The sequence below is a fragment of the Rothia nasimurium genome (assembly GCF_928391935.1).
Lineage (GTDB): Bacteria > Actinomycetota > Actinomycetes > Actinomycetales > Micrococcaceae > Rothia > Rothia nasimurium_D.
Genome location: NZ_CAKMTD010000007.1, coordinates 73,690 through 98,173 on the forward strand (window position 1 = coordinate 73,690; position 24,484 = coordinate 98,173).

Annotated in this window: 16 protein-coding genes; 10 read left to right on the forward strand and 6 right to left on the reverse strand. The window is 56.8% G+C overall.

Annotated features, from left to right (window positions below; genetic code table 11):
- Positions 1-8 precede the first annotated feature (8 nt).
- From L7A15_RS08270 to purM, 8 genes are all read left to right on the forward strand, one after another.
- Positions 9-3,320 carry an MMPL family transporter gene (locus L7A15_RS08270; protein ID WP_237208721.1) on the forward strand — a complete coding sequence of 1,104 codons (3,312 nt, stop codon included), beginning with the start codon at positions 9-11 and terminating at the stop codon, positions 3,318-3,320.
- Between the two features lie 168 nt (positions 3,321-3,488).
- A complete protein-coding gene (purD, locus tag L7A15_RS08275; RefSeq protein WP_237208720.1) occupies positions 3,489-4,769 on the forward strand; it encodes a phosphoribosylamine--glycine ligase in 1,281 nt (426 codons plus the stop codon).
- A gap of 49 nt (positions 4,770-4,818) precedes the next feature.
- Entirely contained in the window at positions 4,819-5,793 is a 975-nt protein-coding gene (locus tag L7A15_RS08280; protein ID WP_421083371.1) for a phosphoribosylaminoimidazolesuccinocarboxamide synthase, read from the forward strand.
- Positions 5,794-5,921: 128 nt separating this feature from the next.
- Positions 5,922-6,920: an asparaginase gene (locus L7A15_RS08285; RefSeq protein ID WP_237208718.1), complete on the forward strand. Its 999-nt coding sequence runs from the start codon at positions 5,922-5,924 to the stop codon at positions 6,918-6,920.
- Positions 6,920-7,330: a sterol carrier family protein gene (locus L7A15_RS08290; RefSeq protein ID WP_237188299.1), complete on the forward strand. Its 411-nt coding sequence runs from the start codon at positions 6,920-6,922 to the stop codon at positions 7,328-7,330. Before L7A15_RS08285 ends, L7A15_RS08290 begins: the two co-directional genes overlap by 1 nt.
- Positions 7,331-7,364: 34 nt before the next feature.
- Positions 7,365-7,736: a hypothetical protein gene (locus tag L7A15_RS08295; protein WP_237208717.1), complete on the forward strand. Its 372-nt coding sequence runs from the start codon at positions 7,365-7,367 to the stop codon at positions 7,734-7,736.
- A 180-nt stretch (positions 7,737-7,916) separates the two neighbouring features.
- Positions 7,917-9,632 carry an amidophosphoribosyltransferase gene (purF, locus tag L7A15_RS08300; RefSeq protein ID WP_237208716.1) on the forward strand — a complete coding sequence of 572 codons (1,716 nt, stop codon included), beginning with the start codon at positions 7,917-7,919 and terminating at the stop codon, positions 9,630-9,632.
- 1 nt (position 9,633) lies between these two features.
- Positions 9,634-10,776 (forward strand): phosphoribosylformylglycinamidine cyclo-ligase, encoded by a 1,143-nt coding sequence (gene purM, locus L7A15_RS08305; RefSeq protein ID WP_237208715.1) that lies wholly within the window; start codon positions 9,634-9,636, stop codon positions 10,774-10,776.
- Positions 10,777-11,350: 574 nt separating this feature from the next.
- Here the strand turns inward: purM and L7A15_RS08310 are convergent.
- The 6 genes from L7A15_RS08310 to L7A15_RS08340 all read right to left on the reverse strand — a co-directional run bounded on the left by L7A15_RS08310 (position 11,351) and on the right by L7A15_RS08340 (position 20,561).
- A complete protein-coding gene (locus L7A15_RS08310; RefSeq protein WP_237208714.1) occupies positions 11,351-11,731 on the reverse strand; it encodes a hypothetical protein in 381 nt (126 codons plus the stop codon).
- Positions 11,732-11,733: 2 nt separating this feature from the next.
- Positions 11,734-11,952, reverse strand: coding sequence for a hypothetical protein (locus tag L7A15_RS08315; protein ID WP_237188293.1), 219 nt, complete (start codon positions 11,950-11,952; stop codon positions 11,734-11,736).
- A 94-nt stretch (positions 11,953-12,046) separates the two neighbouring features.
- Positions 12,047-13,339: a DUF6270 domain-containing protein gene (locus tag L7A15_RS08320; RefSeq protein ID WP_237208713.1), complete on the reverse strand. Its 1,293-nt coding sequence runs from the start codon at positions 13,337-13,339 to the stop codon at positions 12,047-12,049.
- 96 nt (positions 13,340-13,435) lie between these two features.
- Entirely contained in the window at positions 13,436-15,145 is a 1,710-nt protein-coding gene (locus L7A15_RS08325) for a DUF6270 domain-containing protein (RefSeq protein WP_237208712.1), read from the reverse strand.
- A 479-nt stretch (positions 15,146-15,624) separates the two neighbouring features.
- The gene (locus L7A15_RS10690) at positions 15,625-17,637 is read right to left on the reverse strand and encodes a leucine-rich repeat domain-containing protein (RefSeq protein WP_272878641.1); all 2,013 of its coding nucleotides are present in this window, start codon (positions 17,635-17,637) and stop codon (positions 15,625-15,627) included.
- A gap of 62 nt (positions 17,638-17,699) precedes the next feature.
- Complete coding sequence (locus L7A15_RS08340; protein ID WP_237188289.1) at positions 17,700-20,561, reverse strand: bifunctional glycosyltransferase/CDP-glycerol:glycerophosphate glycerophosphotransferase; 2,862 nt, start codon at positions 20,559-20,561, stop codon at positions 17,700-17,702.
- A 320-nt stretch (positions 20,562-20,881) separates the two neighbouring features.
- Here L7A15_RS08340 and L7A15_RS08345 point away from each other — a divergent pair, with 320 nt between their 5' ends.
- Together L7A15_RS08345 and L7A15_RS08350 are read left to right on the forward strand one after the other, a co-directional pair.
- Positions 20,882-22,879, forward strand: a complete 1,998-nt coding sequence (locus L7A15_RS08345; RefSeq protein ID WP_237208711.1) for a glycosyltransferase family protein — start codon at positions 20,882-20,884, stop codon at positions 22,877-22,879.
- 68 nt (positions 22,880-22,947) lie between these two features.
- Positions 22,948-24,483, forward strand: a complete 1,536-nt coding sequence (locus L7A15_RS08350; protein WP_237208710.1) for a CDP-glycerol glycerophosphotransferase family protein — start codon at positions 22,948-22,950, stop codon at positions 24,481-24,483.
- The last annotated feature ends 1 nt before the right edge of the window (position 24,484 follow it).

Consider the following 24,484-nt stretch of genomic DNA (forward strand, 5'->3'; position numbering starts at 1 on the left):
AACTCATTATGGCTAATTTTCTCTACAAACTAGGGCTACTGGCGGCGCGAAAGGCCTGGGCTGTTGTGCTCGTGTGGGTGCTTCTGCTGGCTGGTATCGGCGGCTCGTATGCGGCTTTTAAGGGTACTTTGACTGACCAGATTACGATTCCGGGTACGGAGGCCCAGCAGGTGCAGGAGCAGCTGCAGGATACGTTCGGTCTCAACGCGAATGCGGCGACTGGTTCGGTGATCTTGCAGACGTCTGATGATCAGCCTTTTACCCAGGAGCAGAAGGACGCCTTGGCGGCGGCTTTGGCTGTGGTTGATGGGGTTTCGGGTGTTGAAAGCACGATGGATCCGTTTGCGGTTGTGGCGCAGCTTGCGGACGGCCGGGCCCAGCTTGATGCTGGACAGGCTGAGTTGGATGCCCAGGTGGCTCCGGCTCGTGACGGTGAGGCTCAGCTGAATGAGGCGCAGGCGAAGATTGATGAGACTCGGGCCCGTTTTGAGCGTGGTGAGGCTCCGCAGGAGGCCTGGGACCGGTTCAATGAGGCCCAGCGTACGCTGGACGAGCAGCGCAACCAGCTCAATGAGCAGCGTACCCAGTTGGAGGAGCAGCGTACCCAGTTGGAGGATCAGTTCCGTCAGTTGGAGGAGCAACGCGCCCAGTTGGAGGGGCAGGAGGCTCCTCCGGAGGCTTTTGAGGAGCTTGAAGCTTCCCAGGCGGAACTTGAGGCTGCCCAGGCCCAGTTCGATACCGCCCAGGGACAGCTTAATGCTGCCCAGGCGCAGCTTGAGGACGGCCAGCGTCAGCTTGATGAGCAGCGTGCTGGGTTGGAGAATTTCCAGCCGACTGAGGAGATGTGGGCTGAGCTTGAGGCTGCCCAGGCCCAGGTGAATGAGCAGCGCACTGCCCTTCAGGACGGCCTCGCCCAGGCTGCTGCGGGCCAGGCGACTATCGATCAGAATCGGGCTCTGCTTGATCTTTCAAGTGGTGCGTCGATGGTGTCTGCTGATGAGACGGCGGCTATTGTGACGGTGACTTTCACTGAGAATGTTGGGTCGGTGTCTGAGCAGACCCTGGCCGATACTCGTGCGGCCTTTGCCCCGCTTGCTGACCGGGGCCTCGTCCTGAGTTTTAACCAGGGGATGGAGGTTCAGACGCCGCATATGAACGCCACTGCTGAGGCTATTGGCATTGTGGTTGCCTTCATTATTCTGGTGATGATGTTGGGGTCCCTGGTGGCTGCTGGCTTGCCGATTCTGATGGCCCTGGTGGGTGTTGGTGCGGCTGCGCTGGGCACCTTGGCCCTGTCGGGTGTGGTTGAGATGACCTCCACTACCCTGGCTTTGGGCACCATGCTGGGTTTGGCTGTTGGCATTGATTACACTCTCTTTATTTTGAATCGGCACCGCAATAATCTGGCCTCGGGTATGCCCCTGCAGCACTCTATTGCGATGGCGGTGGGGACGTCCGGTTCGGCGGTTGCTTTCGCTGGGATTACCGTGATGATTGCCCTGCTGGCCCTGAATATTGTGGGTATTCCTTTCCTGGGCGTGATGGGTAATGCGGCGGCTTTCTCGGTGTTTATGGCGGTGGCTGTTGCCCTGACCTTGGCCCCGGCGATTTTGTCTTTGATCGGTTCTCGGGTGATGAGCAAGAAGCGGTGGGCTCAGGTTCAGGAGCGCAATGCTGCTCGCGCGGTGGCGTCGCAGGCTGAGCTGGACGAAGCCGCTGCGGCTGCCCGTCTGCGTGAGGAGAAGGCGGGTGGCTGGCTGGCCCTGATTTTGAAGAAGCCCGTCCTGACGATTGTGGCGTCGGTGCTGGCTCTGGGTATTGTGGCCTACCCTGTTGCTGATATGCGGTTGGGTCTGCCCGGTGCCGAGTCCCAGCGTCCTGATTCTGCGGCCTACCAGGCCTACCAGCTCATTACGGAGGAGTTTGGTGAGGGCCGTAATGGCACCTTGGTTGTTGCTGCTGAGCTGCCTGAGGGCACGACTGCCGAGCAGGCGGTTGCCGCCCAGGTGACTATTGGCCAGAACCTGTTGGGTGTTGAGAACGTTGAGGCGGCTGTGCCTGCGATGATCTCGGAGGACTCTTCTACTCTGCTCTTCCAGGTTGTTCCTGCGGAGGGTCCCAACGCCCAGTCAACTGTTGATTTGGTGCATCAGTTGCGTGGCACCTCGGTTGCGGTTGAGAACGGTGAGGCTGACCTGGCTGTGACTGGTATGACCGCCATGGCCGTTGATATTGCCCAGAATCTCTACGATGTTCTGCCCTTGTATGTTGCTATCGTCATGGGTCTGTCCCTGGTGGTTTTGGTGCTGGTGTTCCGGTCGATCCTGGTGCCGGTGACGGCGACTGTCGGTTTCCTTTTCTCCTTGCTTGCGGCGCTTGGTGCCACGACTGCGATTTACCAGTGGGGTTGGGCATCTAACCTGTTCAATATCACGACGCCTGGGCCCCTCTTGGCCTTCCTGCCGATTCTGGCGGTGGGTATTCTGTTTGGGCTGGCTATGGATTACCAGGTTTTCCTGGTCTCTGGCATGCGGGAATCGTATGCCCATGGCCGTGGGGCGCGTCCGTCGGTAAGGATCGGTTTCAACCATAATTCCAAGGTTGTTGTCGCGGCGGCTTTGATTATGGCTGGCGTCTTCATGGGCTTTGTTTTCTCAGGTGATCCTATGATCGCTTCTATTGGTTTTGCCCTGGCTGCCGGTGTGCTTTTTGATGCTTTCGTGGTGCGTATGACCTTGATTCCGGCGCTGATGGAGTTGCTGGGTGAGAAGGCCTGGTGGTTCCCCCGCGTCCTGGACCGGCTGATTCCTGATTTGGACGTTGAGGGCACCGGCTTGGAGGCTCGGTACTCGGTACCAGGTGAGGACGGCCTCGCCCCGGCTTCTGCCGGGCAAGGGCAGGACGGGCAAGGGCAGGACGGGCAGGGGCAAAAGGTTGCCCCCTGGACCCAGTCCAATCCGGTGGTAGCGCCTGCTACTCCTGATATCTCTGCACCGAGTGCCGCTGAGGCTTCTAGCCCTGCAGTTTCTGCTCCTGCGGCTTCTGTTCCTGCGGCTTCTGAGGTTTCTGAGCATGCTCCCCAGCAGGTCTCGCCGGTAGCTGCTCCGCAGACCTTCGCCGGGGTTGATGAGGCGGCAGCGTCCGCTTTCGACCCGGCCTTGGTCCAGCAGCGCAACCGTATTCAGGCCACCGAGGACGACCCCAAGGCCCTGGTGGTTTCAACAGACCCGGCAACCGCACCCCAGCAGAACCCCCTCCGGGCTGTTGCGGTGGAGTCAACCTCAGCCCTCAAGCAGCCCAAGCCCAAGCCCAAGGCATAACCCACCTCGTCCTTGAGCAGGGTAAACCACCTCCACCCGCCCCGTCCGTCTGCCCCCTGGCAGGCGAACGAGGCGGGTTTTCGCTCACACCATGAAATCTTGACCTATATGACGCTCCAAGGCCCAGAAATCTTCATCAAATCGTGACCTTCCAAGTAACCTAAGAGAATGAAGGTTTTGGTACTGGGCCCCGGCGGTCGTGAACACGCAATTATTCGAGCTCTCCTGAAGGATTCTGCTGTTACAGAGGTTCATTCTGCACCCGGTAACGCAGGCATCGCGCAGGACGTCCCTACCCACGCTATTGACGCCAACAACCCGGAAGCTGCCCTGGCCCTGGCCCAGGAGCTTGCCGCTGACCTGGTGGTGATTGGCCCTGAGGCTCCCCTCGTCGCTGGTGTTTCTGATACCCTCCGTGATGCTGGCTTCCCGGTCTTTGGCCCCTCCAAGCCTGCTGCCCTGCTTGAAGGCTCCAAGGCCTTCGCCAAGGAAGTCATGGCTGCCGCGAACGTACCGACTGCCCTGGCCCGCGTCGCCACCAACCGGGAGGAAGCCGAAACTGCCCTGGCAACCTTTGGCGCTCCCTACGTCGTAAAGGATGACGGTCTAGCCGCGGGTAAGGGCGTTGTTGTCACCGATGACTACGAGGCGGCCCTGGCCCACGCCGAATCCTGCTTCGCAGCCGGTGGCACCGTTGTAATCGAGGAATTCCTGGACGGCCCCGAGGTGTCCCTCTTCGTGCTCTCTGACGGCACTAACTGCGTCCCCCTCTCCCCCGCCCAGGACTTCAAGCGCATCTTCGACAACGACGAGGGCCCCAACACCGGCGGTATGGGTGCTTACACCCCCCTACCCTGGCTGCCCGAGGGCTTCGTTGAGGAAGTCATTGACCGCGTCGCCCAGCCCACCATCGACGAAATGGCCCGCCGTGGCACCCCCTTCGTCGGCGTCCTCTACTGTGGCCTGGCCGCGACCTCCCGCGGGATCCGCGTCATCGAATTCAACGCCCGCTTTGGCGACCCCGAAACCCAGGCGGTACTGGCCCGCCTACGCACCCCGCTCGGTGGCGTCCTCATGGCCGCAGCCAAGGGGGAACTGCCTGCCGACCTGGCCCTCGACTGGGATCCCCGCACCGCCGTTGACGTGGTCATGGCCGCTGAAAACTACCCCGACACCCCCCGCAAGGGCGACGTCATCACCGGCCTGGAGCAGGCCAACGCCCTGGAAAACGTCCACGTTGACCATGCCGGTACTGCCGAGAAGGACGGCGAAATCGTCACCGCTGGTGGCCGTGTCCTCGCCGTCGTTGCGCTGGGTGAGACCCTGGTGGACGCCCGCGCGGCAGCGTATGAGGGTGTAGCTAAGATTTCTTGGCCCGGCGCCCAGAACCGCTCTGACATCGCTTTGGCTGCTGCCGACAACCGCATCCTTATCCCCACCCAACAATAGCTTTCAGTGACTGCCACCTGCACCCCAGCAGGGGGCAGTCACTTTTCTCATGACACCCAAGTCACCTTTCCCATATCTTCCACACAGGAGACCCCCTTTGAAACATACTCCCGTTGAAATTCCCGGCTGGAAGCACGTGTATTCCGGCAAGGTCCGTGACCTTTACATTCCCGAAGAAGATACCCAGGACGTCACCGGCTTCTGCGTCAATGACGATGCAGAGTTGCGGGCAGGCTCTGTCATGGTGGTAGCAACCGACCGCATTAGCGCTTTTGACCAGGTGCTCCCCACGGAGATTCCTGACAAGGGTAAGATCCTGACCCAGATGTCCCTCTGGTGGTTTGAGCAGCTCAAGGGTGTTCCCAACCATGTGCTCTCAACCGATGTGCCTGAAGTTGTCGCTGGCCGGGCCATGATCTGCAAGTCTTTGAACATGTTCCCGGTGGAGTGCATTGTGCGCGGCTACCTGACCGGCTCAGGCCTGGCTGACTATCGGAAGACCGGCAGGGTCAATGAGCATGAGCTCCCTGCTGGCCTGGTGGACGGCTCCCGTCTAGAACCGGCCCTCTTCACCCCCACAGGTAAGGCTGAGGTGGGCGAGCACGATGAGCCCATTACCCGGGCCCAGCTGGATGAAGAGGTCGGCGAGCCTATTGCAGACCGGTTGCAGGAGCTGACCCTCTACGTCTATGAGACCGCTGAGAAGATTGCCCGCGAGCGCGGCATTATTCTGGCTGATACCAAGATTGAGTTCGGTACTGATTCCTACCGGGGGGAGATTACCCTGGGCGATGAGGTCTTGACCCCGGATTCTTCCCGTTTCTGGGATGCTGAGGATTATGAGCCGGGCCGGGCGCAGGCGTCCTTTGATAAGCAGTATGTGCGTGACTGGCTCAAGAGCGAGGAGTCAGGGTGGGACGGCACCGGGCCGGTTCCTGAGTTGCCTGCTGAGGTGGTTGAGAAGACCCGGGCCCGTTATGTTGAGGCTTATGAGCGTTTGACCGGTTTGAAGTTCGAGGCTTAGGGCCAGGACGCCCGGGGCGAGGGTCCGGGGTTAGTCCCATGTGTCGGTGGTAAGGCACCTACAGGTGGGTCTAACCCCGGACTTTTCTTGTTTCTGGGGCCGGGGTGGTGGGGCGTTAGACTGGTTTCATGCATACTTTTGAGGCGAATCAGGCAGTGGAGCTGGCTCAGGTGACCCGCGGGGGTTTTGTGGAGTCCCGGCATGTGGGGTCGGTGGTCGTCCTGTCTCCGGCGGGCGAGCGCGTCCTGGAATTAGGGAACCCCGAGGCCCTGGTCTATGCCCGCTCTGCCCTCAAGCCCCTGCAGGCGATTGCGTCGATGAACGCGGGGGCTGAGTTGCAGGGGGCTCAGATTGCCCTGGCGGCGGGGTCGCATACGGGGTCGTTTGAGCATATGAAGGTGGCTCAGGCGGTGCTGGAGGAGGCTGGTTTGACGGCGGATGCTTTGCAGTGTCCCCCGGCCTGGCCTGCTGATGAGCCTAGCTACCATGCGCTGGTGAAGGCTGGTCATGGGAAGCAGCGGTTGGCTTTTAACTGTTCGGGCAAGCACGCGGCCTTTTTGTGGGCTTGTGTGAAGTCGGGGTGGTCCCTTGAGGATTATCTTGAGACTGACCACCCCTTGCAGCAGCTGGTACTTGAGACGATTGAGGCCTTGACCGGGGAGAAGCCCCAGGCTGTGACGGTGGACGGGTGTGGGGCGGCCTTGGCCGCGACGTCCTTGGTTGGTTTGGCGAAGGCCTATTCAACCCTGGGGGCAGCTGTTGAGAATATTCAGGCTGATGCCCGGGCTGCTACGGTTGCCACGGCTATGGTTGATTACCCCGAGTTTGTGCACGGGCACGGTGGTTCTGACACGGTTCTGAGTGAGGTTTTGGACGCCGTGGTCAAGCGGGGGGCTGAAGGCGTGTTGGCAATTGGTTTACGCTCTGGTGCTTCGGTTGCGGTGAAGATGCTCGATGGTTCTAATCGCGCAGCTTCCCTTGTGGCGGTGCGGGCCCTGCAGGTGGCTGGTTTTGTTGATGAATCAACCGCTGATCGGGCTGTTGAAGCCAGTACCCTGCCTATTACCGGCGGGGGCCGCCCGGTGGGGGCGATTGAGCCGGGTTCTGCTTTTGAGGGCCTGCTCTAGTGGCCCCGCGTCGTAAGATTTCTGAGGCGGACGGCCAGGCTGCAGTCGCGCAGGTCAGGCAGGTTTTTTCTGGCCTGCCTGCGGGTACCTCTCCCCTGGGCGCTGAGGCCGAGGCGGCTTTTGCTGCCCTGGCCCGGCCCACCCGGGCGACGGCCGTCCGCTATCTGTTGGAGGAGCTGGCGACCCTGGCGCCTGGCAATTCTGTGGAGGTGCGGGTGCCGCCCTTTGGGGTGACCCAGTGTATTGCCGGGCCTCGCCATACGCGTGGTACACCGCCGAATGTTGTTGAGACGGACGCCCTGACCTGGTGCGCTCTGGCCCTGGGGGCTCTCCCCTGGGAGGAGGCCTCCGCCCGCCTTTCTGCCTCGGGGGTGCGGTCTGATGTGAGTAGCATTCTGCCCCTGATGTAGTGCCCCTGCGACAGATTAGGTAGGCTGGTGACTTATGAGTTTTATGTCGAAGTTCCGTCGTTCTGCTAAGGAAGAGAAGCCTCTCACCGAGGCTGAGAAGCAGGCAGCCCCCGGCCAGCATTTTGCGCCGGCGACGGCCCCTGACCGGGCCCAGCTCACGGTGCGGCGTGCCCCGTCCTTACCTGCCTTCGCAATCACAGGCCTACTGCTGGGCCTTATTCTGGCTTTTTTCGTCACGGCCTTTGGCCCTGAGCACGCCCAGTACACTTTTGGGACGGTCTACGGGGTGATGGCTGTTCTGTGCGGTACCGTCTGCACCGTCCTGGCCCTGTTACTGGCCCTGGTGCTTGAACGTCGTTCGACCCGACGCACCACCACCTACACCGCCCAGAGCACCGGCGAGTAGCCACCCCCCCTGAACCTCCCCACCGTGTAGAAACAGTGAAACATCTAGTCCACACGGTGGGCTTTTTCTAGGCCCTGTTTGTGTTGCAGGGTACACTTGATATGTTCGCTTGCTCACGAGGGCCACCCCTAGCCTGCGCGTGCGAGATAACCACCAAGTAAAAGAGACGGAACCCCTACCTTGGCTCGTCCTGACGGAAAACTTTCCTTCGATCTCGACCCTGTTGACCACGGCCCTAAAGACGAATGCGGCGTCTTTGGTGTGTGGGCCCCGGGCGAGGATATTGCAAAACTGACCTACTACGGCCTGTACGCGCTCCAGCACCGCGGCCAGGAATCTGCCGGTATCGCCACGAGCGACGGCAAACACCTAAGCGTGTATAAAGATATCGGCCTGGTCTCCCAGGTTTTTGATGAGGCCACCTTGAACTCTATGGGCGGCCACATGGCCATCGGCCACTGCCGCTACTCCACCACCGGCGGCAACATCTGGCAGAATGCCCAGCCGACCCTGGGCGATACCCCCCACGGCACCCTGGCCTTGGCCCATAACGGCAACCTGGTCAACTCGGCCGACCTCTACGACCGCCTGCTGGCTAAGAATGGCGGCAAGCGGCCTGAACGTGGCGAGCTGGCCCAGGGTAATACCACCGACACAGCCCTGGTGACTGCCCTGCTGAAGGATCATGACTTTGCCAGCCTGGAAGAGGCTGCCCTCGATCTGCTCCCCACCCTGTCCGGTGCCTTCTGCCTGGTCTTCATGGACGAGCACACCCTCTACGCCGCGCGCGACCCCCAGGGGGTGCGTCCGCTGGTGCTGGGCCGCCTGGATCGCGGCTGGGTCATCGCTTCTGAGACTGCCGCCCTTGATATTGTGGGGGCCTCTTTTGTGCGGGAGGTTGAGCCCGGCGAATTTATCACCATTGACGAGGACGGCCTGCGTTCCCAGCGCTTTGCCGAAGCCAAGCCTGCCGGCTGTGTCTTTGAGTACGTCTACCTGGCCCGGCCTGACACCACTATCTCGGGCCGCAGCGTCTACGAATCCCGCGTGGAGATGGGCCGTCAGCTGGCCCGCGAACACAAGGTTGAGGCCGATTTGGTCATGCCGACCCCGGAATCGGGCACCCCGGCCGCCATTGGCTACGCCGAAGAATCTGGTATTCCTTTCGGCAACGGCCTGGTCAAGAACGCCTACGTGGGCCGCACCTTCATTCAGCCCTCGCAGACCATCCGCCAGCTGGGTATTCGGCTCAAGCTCAACCCTCTGCGCTCTGTGGTCGAGGGTAAGCGCCTGGTGGTTATTGACGACTCTATCGTTCGCGGTAACACCCAGCGGGCCCTGGTGCGTATGCTGCGGGAGGCAGGCGCTAAAGAGGTGCATGTGCGTATCTCCTCCCCGCCGGTTAAGTGGCCCTGCTTCTACGGCATTGACTTTGCCTCCCGTTCCGAGCTGATTGCTAACGGGCTGACCATTGAAGAGATTGGTAAGTCCCTGGGCGCTGATTCCCTGGGCTTTATCTCGGAAGACGGCATGATTGCCGCAACCGAGCAGCCCCGCGAGCGCCTGTGCACCGCCTGCTTTACCGGCAAGTACCCCATTGAGCTACCCAGCGAAGACCGCCGTGGCAAGTCCATTTTTGATGATTCCAAGGGCGGGCCTCTGGCCGGTACTGCCGCTGAAGTGACGGTGGAGCGTCCGGTGGCGCATAAGCCTGATCATGCCAAGGCTGTGTCTATTGAGACCCGCCCGGGCACGGCTACCTTGGAGAAGAAGTTTGAGGTGCCGGCTGGGTCCGGTGCCGGTGGGTGTGAGCCCGGCCCGGATTCTGATCTTGAATCCCTAGTTTTACCCGAAGATAAGCGTGCTGCTACCGGTGGCACTGATGGAGAGGCCTAAAGTGAGCGAGAACAAGACTGCTGTAACCTACGCGTCCGCTGGTGTTGACGTCGAGGCGGGCGACCGCGCGGTTGAGCTGATGAAGGACGCCGTCAAGGCAACCCACGGGGCCGGTGTAGTGGGCGGCGTGGGCGGCTTTGCTGGCCTCTTTGACCTGTCTGTGCTGAAGGATTACCGCAAGCCCTACCTGGCGACGTCCACCGACGGCGTGGGCACCAAGGTGGCAATTGCCCAGAAGCTCGATATCCACCACACCATTGGCCATGACCTGGTGGGTATGGTGGTGGATGACATCGTGGTGACCGGTGCCCGCCCCCTCTTTATGACCGACTACATTGCCACCGGCAAGGTGGTGCCTGAGCGTATCGCCGATATTGTGCGCGGCGTGGCTGAGGGCTGCTCCCTGGCCGGTACTGCCCTGGTGGGCGGCGAGACTGCTGAGCACCCCGGCCTGCTGGCTGAGGACGAGTACGACGTCGCCGGTGCCGCTACCGGCATCGTTGAGGCTGACGAACTGCTGGGCCCCGACCGTGTGCGCGAGGGCGATGTGCTGATTGCTATGGCTTCAAGCGGCATTCACTCCAACGGCTACTCCCTGGTGCGCAAGGTGCTGTCGGTTGCTGGCTGGGAGTATGAGCGCGAGGTTGCCGAGCTGGGCCGTACCCTGGGTGAGGAGCTGCTGGAGCCCACCCGTATTTACACCGCTGACTGCCTGGATTTGATTGAGGCTTTCCCGGTCAACGGTGAGGACGGGCAGACCGGTTCGGGTGTGCGCGGCTTCTCGCATGTGACCGGTGGCGGTCTGGCCGCTAACCTGGCCCGTGTGCTGCCGGTGGGCACCGTGGGTGTGGTGGAGCGTTCCACCTGGGAGATTCCGGCGATTTTCAAGCTAATCGGTGAGCTGGGTTCTGTGCCCCAGGCTGACCTGGAACGCACCCTGAACCTGGGTGTGGGCATGATTGCTGTGGTTGACCCGTCGGTTGCTGATGCGGCCGTTGAGCGCCTGAACAAGCGCGGCCTGCCCTCCTGGGTGCTGGGTACCGTGCAGAAGGACACCGGCGAACACAAGGCCAACCCCGACTACGTCCAGGGCGCTAAGGGCGTGGACGGCGGCGCGGCAGTGCTGCTGGGCTCCTACAAGTAAGCCCCTCCCCTAGTTCCGCAAACGGCGGCCTCTCTGCAAGGGGAGGCCGCCGTTTCGTTCCGCTTGTTTCTGGGGCTCCTAGGCATTTAAGGTACCGGGATGCACCGGCTCCCTTTTCGACCTCCGGGCGCAGCTGACGAACACCGACTTGAAGGTTGCAGAACAGCGTGTTGTTTCTAACTTATCAGCTTCAAAGCGATTGATTAAATAAAAAGAACCCTGTGGGCAACCTCTATTACCCCTTGTCAAATGAATAATTTTCTCAGGTTGAGATTGGTTTAGGCTCCGTTGAAGCCTATACATTAAATAAGAAGGAATCCCTCCAATGTGACCCAAAGGTAGCGCCCTCCGGGAAGTATCGTTTGTGTAAGACTGCCCAGTCCCATGTTTTACACAGAAGGATTCTGGCGAGCACAAGACCAACCCCGACTACGTTCAGGGCGCTAAGGGCGTGGACGGCGGCGCGGCAGTGCTGCTGGGCTCCTACAAGTAAGCCCCTCCCCTAGCTCACTAACGGCGGCCTCCCTGCAAGGGGAGGCCGCCGTTTTCCTATGCTCAGGTCTAAATGGTGACCTTATGCTGATACAAGTTGGGCTGCTCTCTGATATGAGACGTCGAGAGCTTGGCCAATTTCTTTGAGGGTCATTCCTTGTTCTTTAAGCAGTTTTGCCGCCTGGCGAGAACGTTCAGCTGCCAGCGCATTTGAGATTCTGGCCTGCTCAAATAATTCATCAGCTTCTTTCCGGATGCTGGCAACATTTTCGGGGAGCTGGATGCGTACATCTACTGTCACATCATGTGCTGGTACATCAGTAAAAATACTGACCAGGTCTGCAACTGTTTCTTGTGCTTCAGATAGCCTGCGCACTTGCGTCCCCTGGGGCAGGCCATCGATGTCTAGGTGCCAGTAGTTGCCGTTTTTTGTTGCTATGACAGTGTAGTTTTTAGTTGCCATTTTTACTTCCACCAGTCCTTGCCGAGCTGGGTTGCAGCCTGTTTGTAGATAGAGAGGGTTGTTAGTTCGTTGATTTCATTGTGCCGTGGAATCGCGATTGTTTCACCGTTGAGGTCATAGACGTCATGGCGCCCACCTTTACGTTGCTTCTGTTTGAACTCCAGTCCTCTTTCCCTGGCAGCGCGATTAATATTCTTAATTAGGTCGCGTTTTTTCGTCACAAAACAATTCTACCCCGCCCTAGATTTTCACTTCAAGGGGAGACTAGAACTTTTTAGTCCAGCAGGCTTGAAACCCGGCGCAAGGTATATTGTGCTATCCGATCTGTCCTTCAAAGTATCCTGTGAACTCTTGCATAAAGCTGAGTGCTTTGTCGTAGGCTTCAAGCAGGCTTGGGGCTTCGTCCTCGTAGATAAGGTCGGTGGTATCAGCTTCGGTGTGGGTGGCAATAAAGGTTGCCGGAAAGATATCGGGGGCGTCGGTGGCGATGTTGCCGCCTCGAATGAAGGATTTGATGTTGAGGTAGTAGCTGTCGTGGTCGCGGGTGAGGCGTACATCGATGGCGACGATTTTGCCGTTCCAACGGAATTGGAAGACGGGCAGGGTTCCGTGGTAGAGCCACACGTTGGCCCAGTTTACGTCGGTGAGGGCCTCACTGAGCATGTGGGTAATCCAGAGGGCTTCTGCTGTGGCTTTGGGGTAGGTGGTGGGGTTACTATCGCCATCTGGCAGGATTTCGCCCAGGGAGGCTGCCAGGCTATCTCTGAGGGCTGTCCGCAGGTGGTCTTTGGTGGTGACGTCGAGGAGTCCTGCGAGGGCGGTGAGTTCTGAATGGGTGAGCACGGCAGTGTTGGTTTCTTGCTGGGGTGTAATGGTGTGGTGAATGGCTTCGATGATGTACCGGTAGGTGGCTGGCCCGTAGTGGAAGGGGGCAGCTCCCCAGATGTGTTCGGGATCGGCGAGGGCAAGTTCTTGGGGCACTTCGATGACGGGCACCCCGAGGTTTTCAAGGTGCTGGTAGTAACGCTGGTAGAGCTTGTTGGCACTGTTAGGGGTAAGGGCCATGGAGTAGGGGGCGTCTTCGCCGGTGGTGGTTTTTGTGGCCCAGTTGATCTTGATGAGGCGGGTTTTTTCGAGGAGCCCCGCATCTCGGAGACGGCTGACGAATTCGGTGGTTTTGTCGGCCCAGCCGTCGAAGTGGAGGTCGTTGCCGAAGCCAATGCGGGTGTTGGGTTCGATTAGGTCGAGGGCTGGCTGGGAGCGGAGTAGGTCGACGGAGCGGGTGATTACTTCGCCTGTGACGAACCAGTGGACGCCGTGGCGTTCGTCGGTGAGGTCCCAGAGAAGGAGATCGATATCGGGGGCGTGGGCAAAGAGTTGCTCAAGGGCGTTGCCTGCCCAGTCTTGACGGACCATGCGGGTCTGGAAGGCTGATTTGAGGCCGAGGTCGTCGGGAAGTTTATAGGAGGCGTCGGTGCCTTCTGAGAGGATGGAGTGGCGGGCGGTGTAGCCTGCGATGGAGGCAGTTTCGGGGTCCATGGCGGCGACGGTGTCGCGGGAGACGCAGGAGCCGTAGACGTAGACGTTGAGGCGTTTCTGGTGGGCCATGGTCATGCTTTCAGGCGGTGGTCAGGGAGGCTGAGCAGGGAGGCTCCTGATAGCAAGGGGCTGAATCTGTATAGTCTTCAGGGCTTTGAGGGGCACCTACTCAACGATATCTAGTATAGTTCCCCGGTCTTTGAGTATCTCTTCGAGGAGGACGGCGACGGTTTCGGCTGGCAGGGTGGCGTGACCTTGGGCGTAGTCGCTGATGAGTATGAGGTGGTTGGGGTCGAGGATGTGGGCGTCTGAGTCGTTGACAATCTGCTGTTGGGCGGGGGCTTTGGATAGCCAAGGTTGTAGGTGGTCTGTTAGGTGCCAGTCGGTTTTATTTTGGATGATGAGGGCCTGGTCGGTGGCTAATAGGTCTGTGATGACTGGGAGGCACAGGTCGAGGGTGCCGTCGGCTGCCCAGGTGTGGACGGCGTCCTGCCACTCCCCTGCCTTGGTGGATTCATTCTGGGGTTTGGTGCTGGTGAGTTCCTTGGGCGCGCCTGCGCCTGAGAGGTAGGTGGTTACGAAGGGTTCTTTGTAGCGGGTGATGTCGGTTTGGGGGTTCCAGGCGAGGACGCTTGCGCCGGGGCCGGTTTTCATGGCGTAGTAGAGGGCTGCGTAGGCTCCTGCTGAGCCGCCGACGAGGACGAGTTTTTTCTGGTATTTGGTGATGAGTCCCCGGAGAAGCTGGGTGAGTTCTTCCTGGAAGCCACTCCCCCAGCTGCCGGTGTACCAGGCGATGTTGGTGTCGGGGGATTCGTCTACTAGCGGGTCTGATATGGCGATCATGGGGGTTTTGAGGGTGCGGGCGATGCCGTAGCCGCTGAAGAAGGGGGGCTGGTTGTTGGCCCGGTCCATGATGGCGCCGCTGAAGAAGAGGGGGATGCTGGAGGGCTGGCTGGTGAGGGGGTTTCGGTTGAAGGCGATGCTGGTGGGGTGGCCGCCGAGTGTGATGGTGTGGGTGCCTGTGGGGTCGTCGACGGAGTCTAGAAATTCTTGGGCGGAGAACCAGACGGTGCGGAGGGCGCTGGGGGCGGGGGTGGGTTCTTCTGGTGTGGGTGTGGTTGCGCGGTCAGGGTAGAGCTCTGTGATGTGGCCGCGAAGTTGCTCGATCATGGTCTGGTAGACGTCGAGGGTGTAGTGGTAGGGGGCGAGTCCCCACTGGTGGTAGGGTTCGCCGAAGACGGGGTAGCCGGTGAGGTCGATGGTGCGCAGGCCTGCTTGTTCGAGGTAGCGGTAGTACCGTTCGTAGGCTTGGTTGGCGTCGTCGGGTTGGTGGCCGACGCGGACGGGGATGGGGCTGCCGGTTTCGGTGGTTTTGGCCCAGGGCACTTTGACGACGATGGTTTTGTGGAAGAGTCCAGTGTTTTTGAGGTTTTGGATGAAGATTCGGGCGTCCCATTCCCACCAGGCGTAGTGGTGGTCGCTGCCAAACTCTAGGTGTTGGGCAGGGGCGCAGGCTGTTTCGAGGGGGGTGTTGAGGATGTCGGCGGTGCGGGTAATTATTTGGTGGGCGTTGAAGGAGTAGACGCCGAAGCGTTCGTCGGTGAGGTCGATGAGGAGGAGGTCTGTGGTGGGGGCTGCTTCTTGGATGCTGGCCCAGGCGGTGCCTTCCCAGTCGGCGCGGGCTTGGCGGTTTTGGAAGCGGGAGGTGAGGGCGTAGCCTGCTGGCCAGTGGACGAGGGCGTTGCGGCCGATGGAGATAAGGGATTGTCGGGCGGTGTAGCCGATGATTTCGATTTCTTGGGGGTCGGCGAGTTCGAGCATATCGCGGGTGACGCAGGAGCCATAGATGTAGGTGCGGAGGGGGTGTGCCGTCATGCGTCCTGTTTCTTTCCGTCGTTTGCTGATACGGGGGGGTAGGTGGTTCTTGTCTTTGAAAATATACCTTTTTGATACTGCTGGTTCTACTTATTGTAGATACATCGTTAGAATGGGTCACTAGGCCCTGGCGGATGGTGTTGAGGTTATTTGGTGATTTACCTTCGGTTTTTTGCCGTCTGCCGGGGCTGTTATGTTTTTGAGGGTAAATAGAGTCCCGGTCCTAGATGTAAGGGTCTAGAAACCGGGACTTTTATTTTTCTACGTTTCTTTGGGGCTAGCGGGTGCTGTAGCGGTAGATGAAGGCTGCCATGGCGTCACGGTTGATGGCGGTGATGGGTTGGTAGGTACTTCTGATTCAGCTATAGATATTTTTGCATATCAGAAGCAAATCGCCGGGCCCCCTCTTTCTGTGCGCTTATTGAAAGCTGCTTTGAAAGGAAGGGGCCGGGCGTTTTGCTAAATAATTTTATTTAGTCTTAGGCCTTGCGGCGGCGGGCTGCCATGAAGGCGCCTGCGCCGGTTGCCAGGAGGGCGAGGCCGGTGCCAACGAGTACGGCGGTATCAGCGCCGGTATTTGCGAGCTTCTTCTGGCTGGTTGCCTTCTTTTCTGCCTGGGCTACGGTGTTTGAAGTGGTGTTCTTCTTGTTTTCGTAGTCGGGCTTAACTTCGCAGCCTACTCCGTCACCGTCTGCATCGAGGGACTTGTGCCAACCGTAGTCACCTTCACGGATTGGCGCGGCCTTAGCAGCGTGTACTGCTGCGCAGTTTTCGTAGACGAAGGGCTTCTCAGCCTTTACCTTCTCAAGTGAAGGCTTGACCACAGGTGCTACCGGTGCAGCAGTCACAACAGGAGCTACGGGAGCAACTGGAGCGACCGATGACTCGGAAGGAGCGGCAGTGGGCTCAACGGGAGCGGCAGTGGGCTCAACGGGAGCTACAGTCGGCTCAACAGGAGCAACAGTAGGCTCAACAGGAGCAACAGTAGGCTCAACAGGAGCAACAGTAGGCTCAACAGGAGCAACAGTAGGCTCAACAGGAGCAACAGTCGGCTCAACAGGGGCAACAGTCGGCTCAACAGGAGCTACAGTCGGCTCAACAGGAGCAACAGTCGGCTGAACGGGAGCAACAGTGGGCTCAACAGGAGCAGGAGTCTCTGCAGCCTGGTACAAAGTCATCACTGAACCGCCTGTGACTGCCCCCTTGATAACGTAATTCACTACGATTTCCACAGGGTAAGTGCCCGGAATAACAATCTTATTTCCGACAATCTGGGGGTTGACAATTGTCCTCCCCTTGCTGCCGGTGATCACGACTGAACTTACGTTAACAATGGTCCCATCAACATTCTTAAGACCAGAGATATCGATTTCGGTATTACCGTTTACCTCAGTGCGAGGAGCAGCCGTAGAGAAGGGTTCCTGGCCATCAATTGCTCGAGCACTTGCAGGCACAGCATTGAGGGGGGTTAGGTCCGCAATACGATTACCCATAACAGAAACCTTACCTGCCCTGCCTGGAACTTCAGGGTCATACAGGTCAGGGTTTCCAAAGGTTGTAATGGTTGACAGCGCTGAAATATTATCAACCCAGTTGTAATTAATGTTAAGAGTTGTCAGAGGCTTATTAGCCAGGGGGGATACATCCATCACGACAGTTGGCTTTGTCCCCAAACGCTCCTGGCTATTGTTATTCGCCAGGATAACTCGGCTCAACTTGTTGAGATTAGTCAGGGGAGATAAGTCAGTAATCAAGTTGTTATCAGCAGTGAGGTTTTCCAGTTCGGTCAAGTTCCGAAGCGGCTCTAGAGAAGTAACCTGATTAATCTTTCCAGTGCTCTTGCTAGCTCCACCAATCAGCAGCTGCTTGAGATTCTTCAGGTTTTCAACGCCCTGAAGAGAAGTAATCCTGTTGTACTGGAGTTCAAGTTTTGTCAGGTTGGTTAAGCCTGCAACTGGAGCGATACTGGTGAGATCGTTGTTATCCAGTGTCAAGGTTTGAAGACTGCGCATTCCAGAAAGGTCAGCAGGAAGGGTAGCAATGTTGTTGCTGCGCAGGTTAACAGTGTGCAAGGTCGGCAGTTTAGCGATCGGTGACATATCGCTGATCCGCTGATTCACAGGAGCCGCATCATTACGAATGTTGATGCTTCGCAAATTGATTGCATACTGCAGGCCTTCAAGACTGGAAACACTCTGCTTTGAAGCTCCAAGGTCTGTCAGATTGGCGGGGCTACAATTCAGAGGATTGCGCAGGTATTCCTGGACCTCAGTCTGAGTAACAGGAGCGTTCAAAGCTCGGTTACTTTCAGAGGGAATACGAGTCTTCAGGTACTCATTGATATTTGCGTTGACACATGCTTTGAGCGCCTCATCGGCAATCACGTTGTCAGTAGCTTGGGCGCCTGAAAAACCAAGGCCCAGAGCACCAAAAGACATGGTGAGGGCCAAGGCAGAGGCAGCAACACGCTTACGCACGTTCAGCTTCTTCACTGTGTACTTCCTTCGTAGGTACGAATGTGTAATGTGGGAAAGAGCTGAGCAGACTTTACAATTTATTGCGCAGAAAGCCCACCAAAGAACCGGCGCAATCTCCCGCTCCTCTGGGGGATAGTTGAGGCAGGACCACCGGAAATTTCTCTATACTCTTGTTGCAGTCGATTTGTGACCGCCTCAGAGAGAGTAGCGTCCAAGGTTGAATCCTTACCGAAATCACCGGCCACTACAGACTCAATGGCTGCACAAATACGCTGTGAGTTCATGCTATCAACGTATCTAAAAATTTCCAGCCTTTTATCAGCTTTTGTTACGGATAACGAGATTGCCCAACGTTCAAGCTCGTCCTCACTCTTCAGAACAGGGCCCAGGTCAAGGCTTTCATAATCAACAAAACCTGACTTCCAGGTATGGGACCCAGAAGACACCGACAGGGCTTCTGGCTGGTAGTAGGCAACGCTGAGCCCTGCATACAGACAGTCAAACATCAGCGACGAGTAATCAGTCAAGAAACTGGAATACTGAACGATTGTGCTCTGGAACGAAATCTGAGAACCATCAAGAACCTCAACGCCAAAAGCACGGCGGTACACGTCAATATGGTCAGCCATATTGGGATGCAACAAGATTGAAATCCCCGCAAACTGACCGGTTGCCTCTAGCCGGTCCAGGCATCCCTTCCACTGGGAGTAGAAATCTGACGTCCTAAATATCTCAAGTTTTTGCGCCAACGAACGAGCAGCAGCCATTTGTGTTTTCAGGTCTCGACGCCAAGTAGGCATGACCAACAACCGCTGTTCCTGAGGTTTACCGGCTTTCTCCACCTGAGCCATCAGCCCGTCATAGCGGGCTAGGCCAGTCAGAGCAACATTTTGAGTGGTGTACTTGTAACGGGAGCGGTCCCACACAAACTGGTCATATTCGCGCTGGGTAGTCGAAATAATCAAATCAATCTGTTTGGGGTTCAGCCAGGTCGATAGATCATTAAAAAGTACCCCGTGCTGCAAGAAAATGAACTTATAGGTTCCAGGCCCCTTACGCTTCAGGTACATACACTCGCGAACAGCATCCGATGAAGCAACGACCAAAGCAGAATCTGCTGCCCTGTACATCTCATCAGAGCCATAAGGAATCAGGTCAAAACCTTCAGTATGCAACCGCTGGTAATCCTTGCTGGCAGGTGCAAGCACAAAGTAAGCATTGATATCAGGCCGGTTCTGTTTTAAATACCGGTAGAGATGTTCAGCATTGTCATCTGCCCTGTCAGGGTGATCCAGAAGCAACCAACAATCTTGATATTTATTGACGGCAGGTTGCGGCACAATCTGGGAAGAACGCGATTCGCTCCACCTACTTGCACCTGGCAGGGTTGTGTGCAAAGTGGCAAACTGCGTAGCTGCCACGGACTCAGCTTTAGCAGTCAGCTTGCGACGGGCCCGTTTAAAGGCTGAAGGGACCTTCTTTGCCAGCACCAGAGCCTGAGCCTCTTCCCTAATCAGAGACTCAACAAATAGGCGTTCTTGAATCTTTTCTGCCTTGGAGTAGACCTTTCCGCGAAGAACTATATTCTTATTGAGTTTGGCGGCAAGGGTGCTGACAGGAAGTTGCTTAGGCTTAACCCGGACATAGGTGTTCCGAACGGCTTTACCATCGATAAAGATCTGGAAACCTTCCTTGGGAACCCTAAATGAGACCTCCAGCATGACCTGATTATCGTAGAACTCGTAAATCTTAGTGCCGTCGATCTTGATATCAACAGGTTCACCGTTGATCTTCGTCTGTAAGTTCTCGACGCCGCCTCGGGTAAAGAGCTTCATGTCAAGCAGTCCGTCGGGAGTCTCCCCCCAAATATAGAATCGAGTGCTAATTCCATCCACCCCGAAGCCGATGACGAACGATTCACGCAGAGCAAAAATAGGGGCGTTAGGCTTCAAAAGAATAATTTGTTCAAGACTGATGTACGAAAAAATCTTCTGGCACGCCTGCATGAAGGCATTAGAAACCTTGGAATCAAGCCAATTCACAGGGCTGTCCATCTGGTTATTAATCTTGAAGTACCACACAAGGTCATACAGAACCATTGCAGCCAACCAGTCAGGGGTATGGCCCAGAGTCTTTTGAGCGTACTCAAGGACGCTAATATAACCCCGCTGAGGCTGAACGGTAAATTTCTCTACCTTGCTCCATCCGCTCTGCACAGCTGAGCTACCATCGACACGGCGCCGATAGTAGTAATGAGCGGTAGAAACAATACCAACTACGGGATCTTCGAAGTGGCACAGGTACCGGGCAATCAGATGGCCATCTTCAAAGGTAGGCTTGAGCAATTCGTCGTATGTCAGACCATACTGATCGACCAAGCTCTTCCTAAAGACACAAGTGGCACCCATCTGGAAAGTGTTGGGGTCCTCAACCATTGATATGAAACGGTTGCCTCCCCTGAACTTTTGTCCTAGCGGGTGATTATCACGGAACCAACCGTTCGCCCCGTTCGTAGGGTAGATACGGGTTGAATACAAGGCAACCTGGTCTTCAACGTCGTTCTGCATCAAACGGTAAATCTCTTCGAAATAATGCTTGTTGACTAGGTCATCTGGATCAACCGCTGTAATCCATTTACCCCGGGCTAGTGCCAAGCCAACGTTACGGGTGTTACCGATACCCCGATTCGGTTTTGAAGCAACAACCACGCGATGGTCGCGGTCAGCCCACTGGTGAGCCAAAGCCAGAGATGAGTCAGTGGAGCCGTCATTCACAACAATGAACTCAAGCTCTTCCTGGGCAATAGTCTGAGCTGACAGGGCCTTGATAGTGCTCTCAAAATATTCTTCAGCGTTATACAACGCGATAATGACGGAGAAGGTAGGCTGGTAGCCTTTAACTCGATTGTCCTGCAAGGAATCAAGGACATGCTTCTTCATGAGTGTTTTAGCCCCTGGTAAAACGGTAATGTGCGAATGTATCTCTACCCATTTGATACTTACCCAATAGTACCGGACTAGAGATTTCTCCCAGGCCAAGGCCAAAGACGGCATAGCCCACATTCTCAAATGTACATTCGCCTTCCGCAAAGCCTGTAGCGAAGATTTCCCGGCCTCACTCCCCTTAGACGCTAGCAGGTGCCGGAGCGTTCCGTCCTCAGCTCAGCCTGAAAAGCCTACAATTATAGAAGCCTGGTTTTCAGGCACCAGTTGCTCGTAAATATTCAGCAACCGGTTTCACTTCAAGGGAGTCCAGGGACGTGGCGAAATACAATAATCCTTCAGATTTTTTCTCCTACTATCGCAGAGCCTTCTGGCACTTCCGCAGGGGAGGCGTCCCCCAGATGCGCAAATTCCAGCGATCTGGCTACAGCGCATCCCGCGCCCTCATCGAATACCGCAAAAACCGTCAACAGGGCCTCACCACGCTCGTTGACGTCCCCTTCGAAGCTGTCCCCGTCCAGACTGAGCTCAACACTCCCGCCGGCTATCAACTCCACTACGCAGATACCAAGCCCCTCGACTACACCAAGACCTACCCCACCGTAAACGTCGCAGCTATCTTCGATGACTTCTCCTGGCAAGCCTGGGACCCCGAATTCAACCTCATCCCAGTCACCCCCCAGAATTGGTATGAAGAACTCCAGAACACCCCCATCGACTTCCTTCTCGTCGAATCAGCCTGGGCAGGTAACTCTGGCGCCTGGAAGAGCCACCTCACAGGCCCCAATTCTCCCTCAATCCCCCTTATCTCCCTCGTCAGCTACTGCACTGACCGTGGCATCCCCACTGTATTCTGGAACAAAGAAGACCCCCCGCACTACCACGACTTTATCAACAGCGCCCGGCTCTTTGACTACGTCTTTACCACCGACTGCAACAAAATCCCCGACTACCAGCGCGACCTAGGGCACAAGAACATCCACACCCTCATTTTTGCCGCCCAACCCGAAATCCATAGCCCCGTCGTCCCTCTCGCAGGCAAGCATGATCGCGGTGTAGCCTTCGCAGGATCCTACTTCGCCCACAAATACCCCGAACGCAGAAAACAAATGGACTATCTGCTTGCCGGGGCCCAACAGGCTGCAAAAAAAACTTACAACGGCTTCGAAATCTATTCCCGTTTCTTCGGCCACGAAGAACGCTACCAATTCCCTGCAAAATACAGCGCCCACGTCATTGGTTCCGTCCCCTATAGCCAGATGCTCACCGCCTACAAAGCCCACAAGGTGATTCTTAACGTCAACTCAGTCGTTGATTCACCTACCATGTGCGCCCGCCGGATCTTCGAAGTGATCGCTTCTGGCACCCCTGTCGTCAGTGGTAGCTCAGCAGCTATCAGAACCTACTTTGACGCTGACGAGGTCTACATCGCCAACGACGAACGTGAGGCCGAACTTTACATTAGAGCCTTGCTGAACTCAGAAGAACTCCGAAGAAAAGTAGTCCTCAAAGCCCAGCGCAAAATCTGGAAAGAACACACCTACTCTCACCGGGCCAAGGCTATCCTCGAAGCCATCGGGATTGAGGCTGACCCCGATGACAAATCCATACTTTCCCAGCACCTGGTATCCCTCGTACTCCCCACGGTGCGTCCTGACAAGCTCTCTAACATCATTAATAATGTCGCCAACCAGCAGGGTGTTGACATTGAACTAGTACTAGGAACCCACGGCTTCTCCCTTACCCCCGATCAGCTGAAACAACTAACTGAAGGGTTGCCCGGCGTCGCAGTCAAGGTCGTTGAGCTGCCGAAGAAACTTACCTTGGGCGAGTGCCTCAACACCCTTGTTGAGAAGGCCAGCGGGCAGATTATCAGCAAGATGGACGATGACGATATCTACGGTCCCTACTACCTACAGGACCAAATCAACTTCCTCAAGCTCTCCCACGCGCATATCGTCGGAAAACATACCAGGCTGATGTACATCAAGTCTGAGGACCTCTACGTCAAGTACCAGCCCGGCCATGAAAAGCAGGCGACTTCCTTTGTAGCGGGCCCTACTATAACAGGTTGGGCAGAAATTTTTAAAGAACTCGGTTTTGCACGTAAAACAGTCGGTGAAGATACCGACTTTCTTGAAAGATGCATAGATGCAGGTTATAGAATCTACTCAACAGACTCATCCAATTTCATCCAAGTTCGTGAAGGTGACGCTACTAGCCAGGACCACACCTGGGAAGTCGACACCCTAGAGATTTTGGCCAATGGGGTTCTCATCGGCCATATGTCTACCCCCAGAATATCTATAACTTAAACCAGTGACTCCAGCCCAGTAGTCTGTACAGCACACATAGCCCGCACCGCACACACCAGGATTCGGCAATGTACCCGACCATCATTACTGATGCCGAACATGAAGACCAACGACTTCGGCATCTTTCTACCCTGCTAGGGGAGCTCAACCGAGCCTTTGTGGCTGGTAGGACGGATGCCTCGTGGGCTGATACCGGGCAGCTAGTGAGGGAGTATGCCCTGCAGGAGTTGGTCAGCGATACCGATGAAGCACTCTACCCGGTGCCTGTTGCCCTGGTGCGATGGATTGCGGAAGGCTGCAAGGCTAGTAGCCTCCACCTCTTCAAGGAGACCGACGCCTGCGATATTTTCCTCACCTTTCACCTTGAGGACGACGGCAGAGCAGCTTCCAGCGCAGGTAGCCCAGGGTTGAATCTGGCTTTTCGAGATGTTGTTCTTACTGCCACCAAGCTGCGGTTGCCTAAGATTCAAAAGACGACGGCCCAGGATCCTGCCCGCTATGACTGGTATAGCAAGGCCATCACTGCAGACTCCACGATTCTGTTTATGGATCGGCCAGAGCAAGCCGGTGACAATGCAGAATGCGCCTACCGCATGTTCCGGGAGGAATACCCAGAGTACAATCGGATTGTTTTCGCTTTGAATAGGGATTCCGAGGACTGGCCTCGTTTAGAGGCTGATGGTTTTACCCTGGTCGAGGCCATGAGCGAGGATTATTACGCTGCCTTCCTTGAAGCTGATGTAGTATTTTCTTCCCACCTTTACCCAACGACCCGGTCAGGAAAAAACTACTCAAATTGCCGGCTTGTCTTCCTGCAACACGGGGTGCAGCTTACCGATATGAACAGATGGTTGCACACCAAGCATTTTGATTACGTCCTTGCAACTGGTGCTGATGAAGCTGACTACCTTGAAAAGCATTTTCCAGGGCAGGTGCTTGTAGCTGGCCAGCCGCGCCTTCATCACCTGGCGATGCGCCATGCAGCACTCCAGCAGGAGAGCGTAGGCAGCCGTACCTCACAGCGACGCCATGTTTTTGTAATGCCTACCTGGCGGTATGGAATGCAGGAACTGTCAGTTGAAGAGTTCACGAGGACTGAATATTTCCAAAAAATCCATGGCCTGCTCACCCACGAGGGACTGGGGAAGGACCTCCAGGCTACTGGTGGCCGCATTTCCTTACTTCTGCACCCGGTCTTTAAAAAGTTTGAGAGTGCTTTTGAGGGCGATCAGAGATTTAACCTGTGGACAGGCTCCTATGAGCAAGCCTTTTTGCAGGCAACCGAGGTTGTGACGAACTACAGTTCTGCTGTACTCGACGCAGCCTACATAGGAACCCCGGTGCTGTATTACCAGTGGGACCGGGAGAGCTTCTTTGATTCCCAGCATTACTTCCCCCGGCTAGACTTTGAAAAGGACGGCCTTGGACCAGTCTTTGAGGACGCTGATACTCTCGTAGCCTACCTTCAGGAGCAGGAGCCGAATAATCCAGCACAAGAGTATGCCCAGCGCGTCCTGAATTTCTACAGAGGGGTTGACCCCCTACAGGGGATGAAAGAACTATTCGAGCTAGTGCTTTCAGCATCTTCTAGGGAGGGTAGGTAGA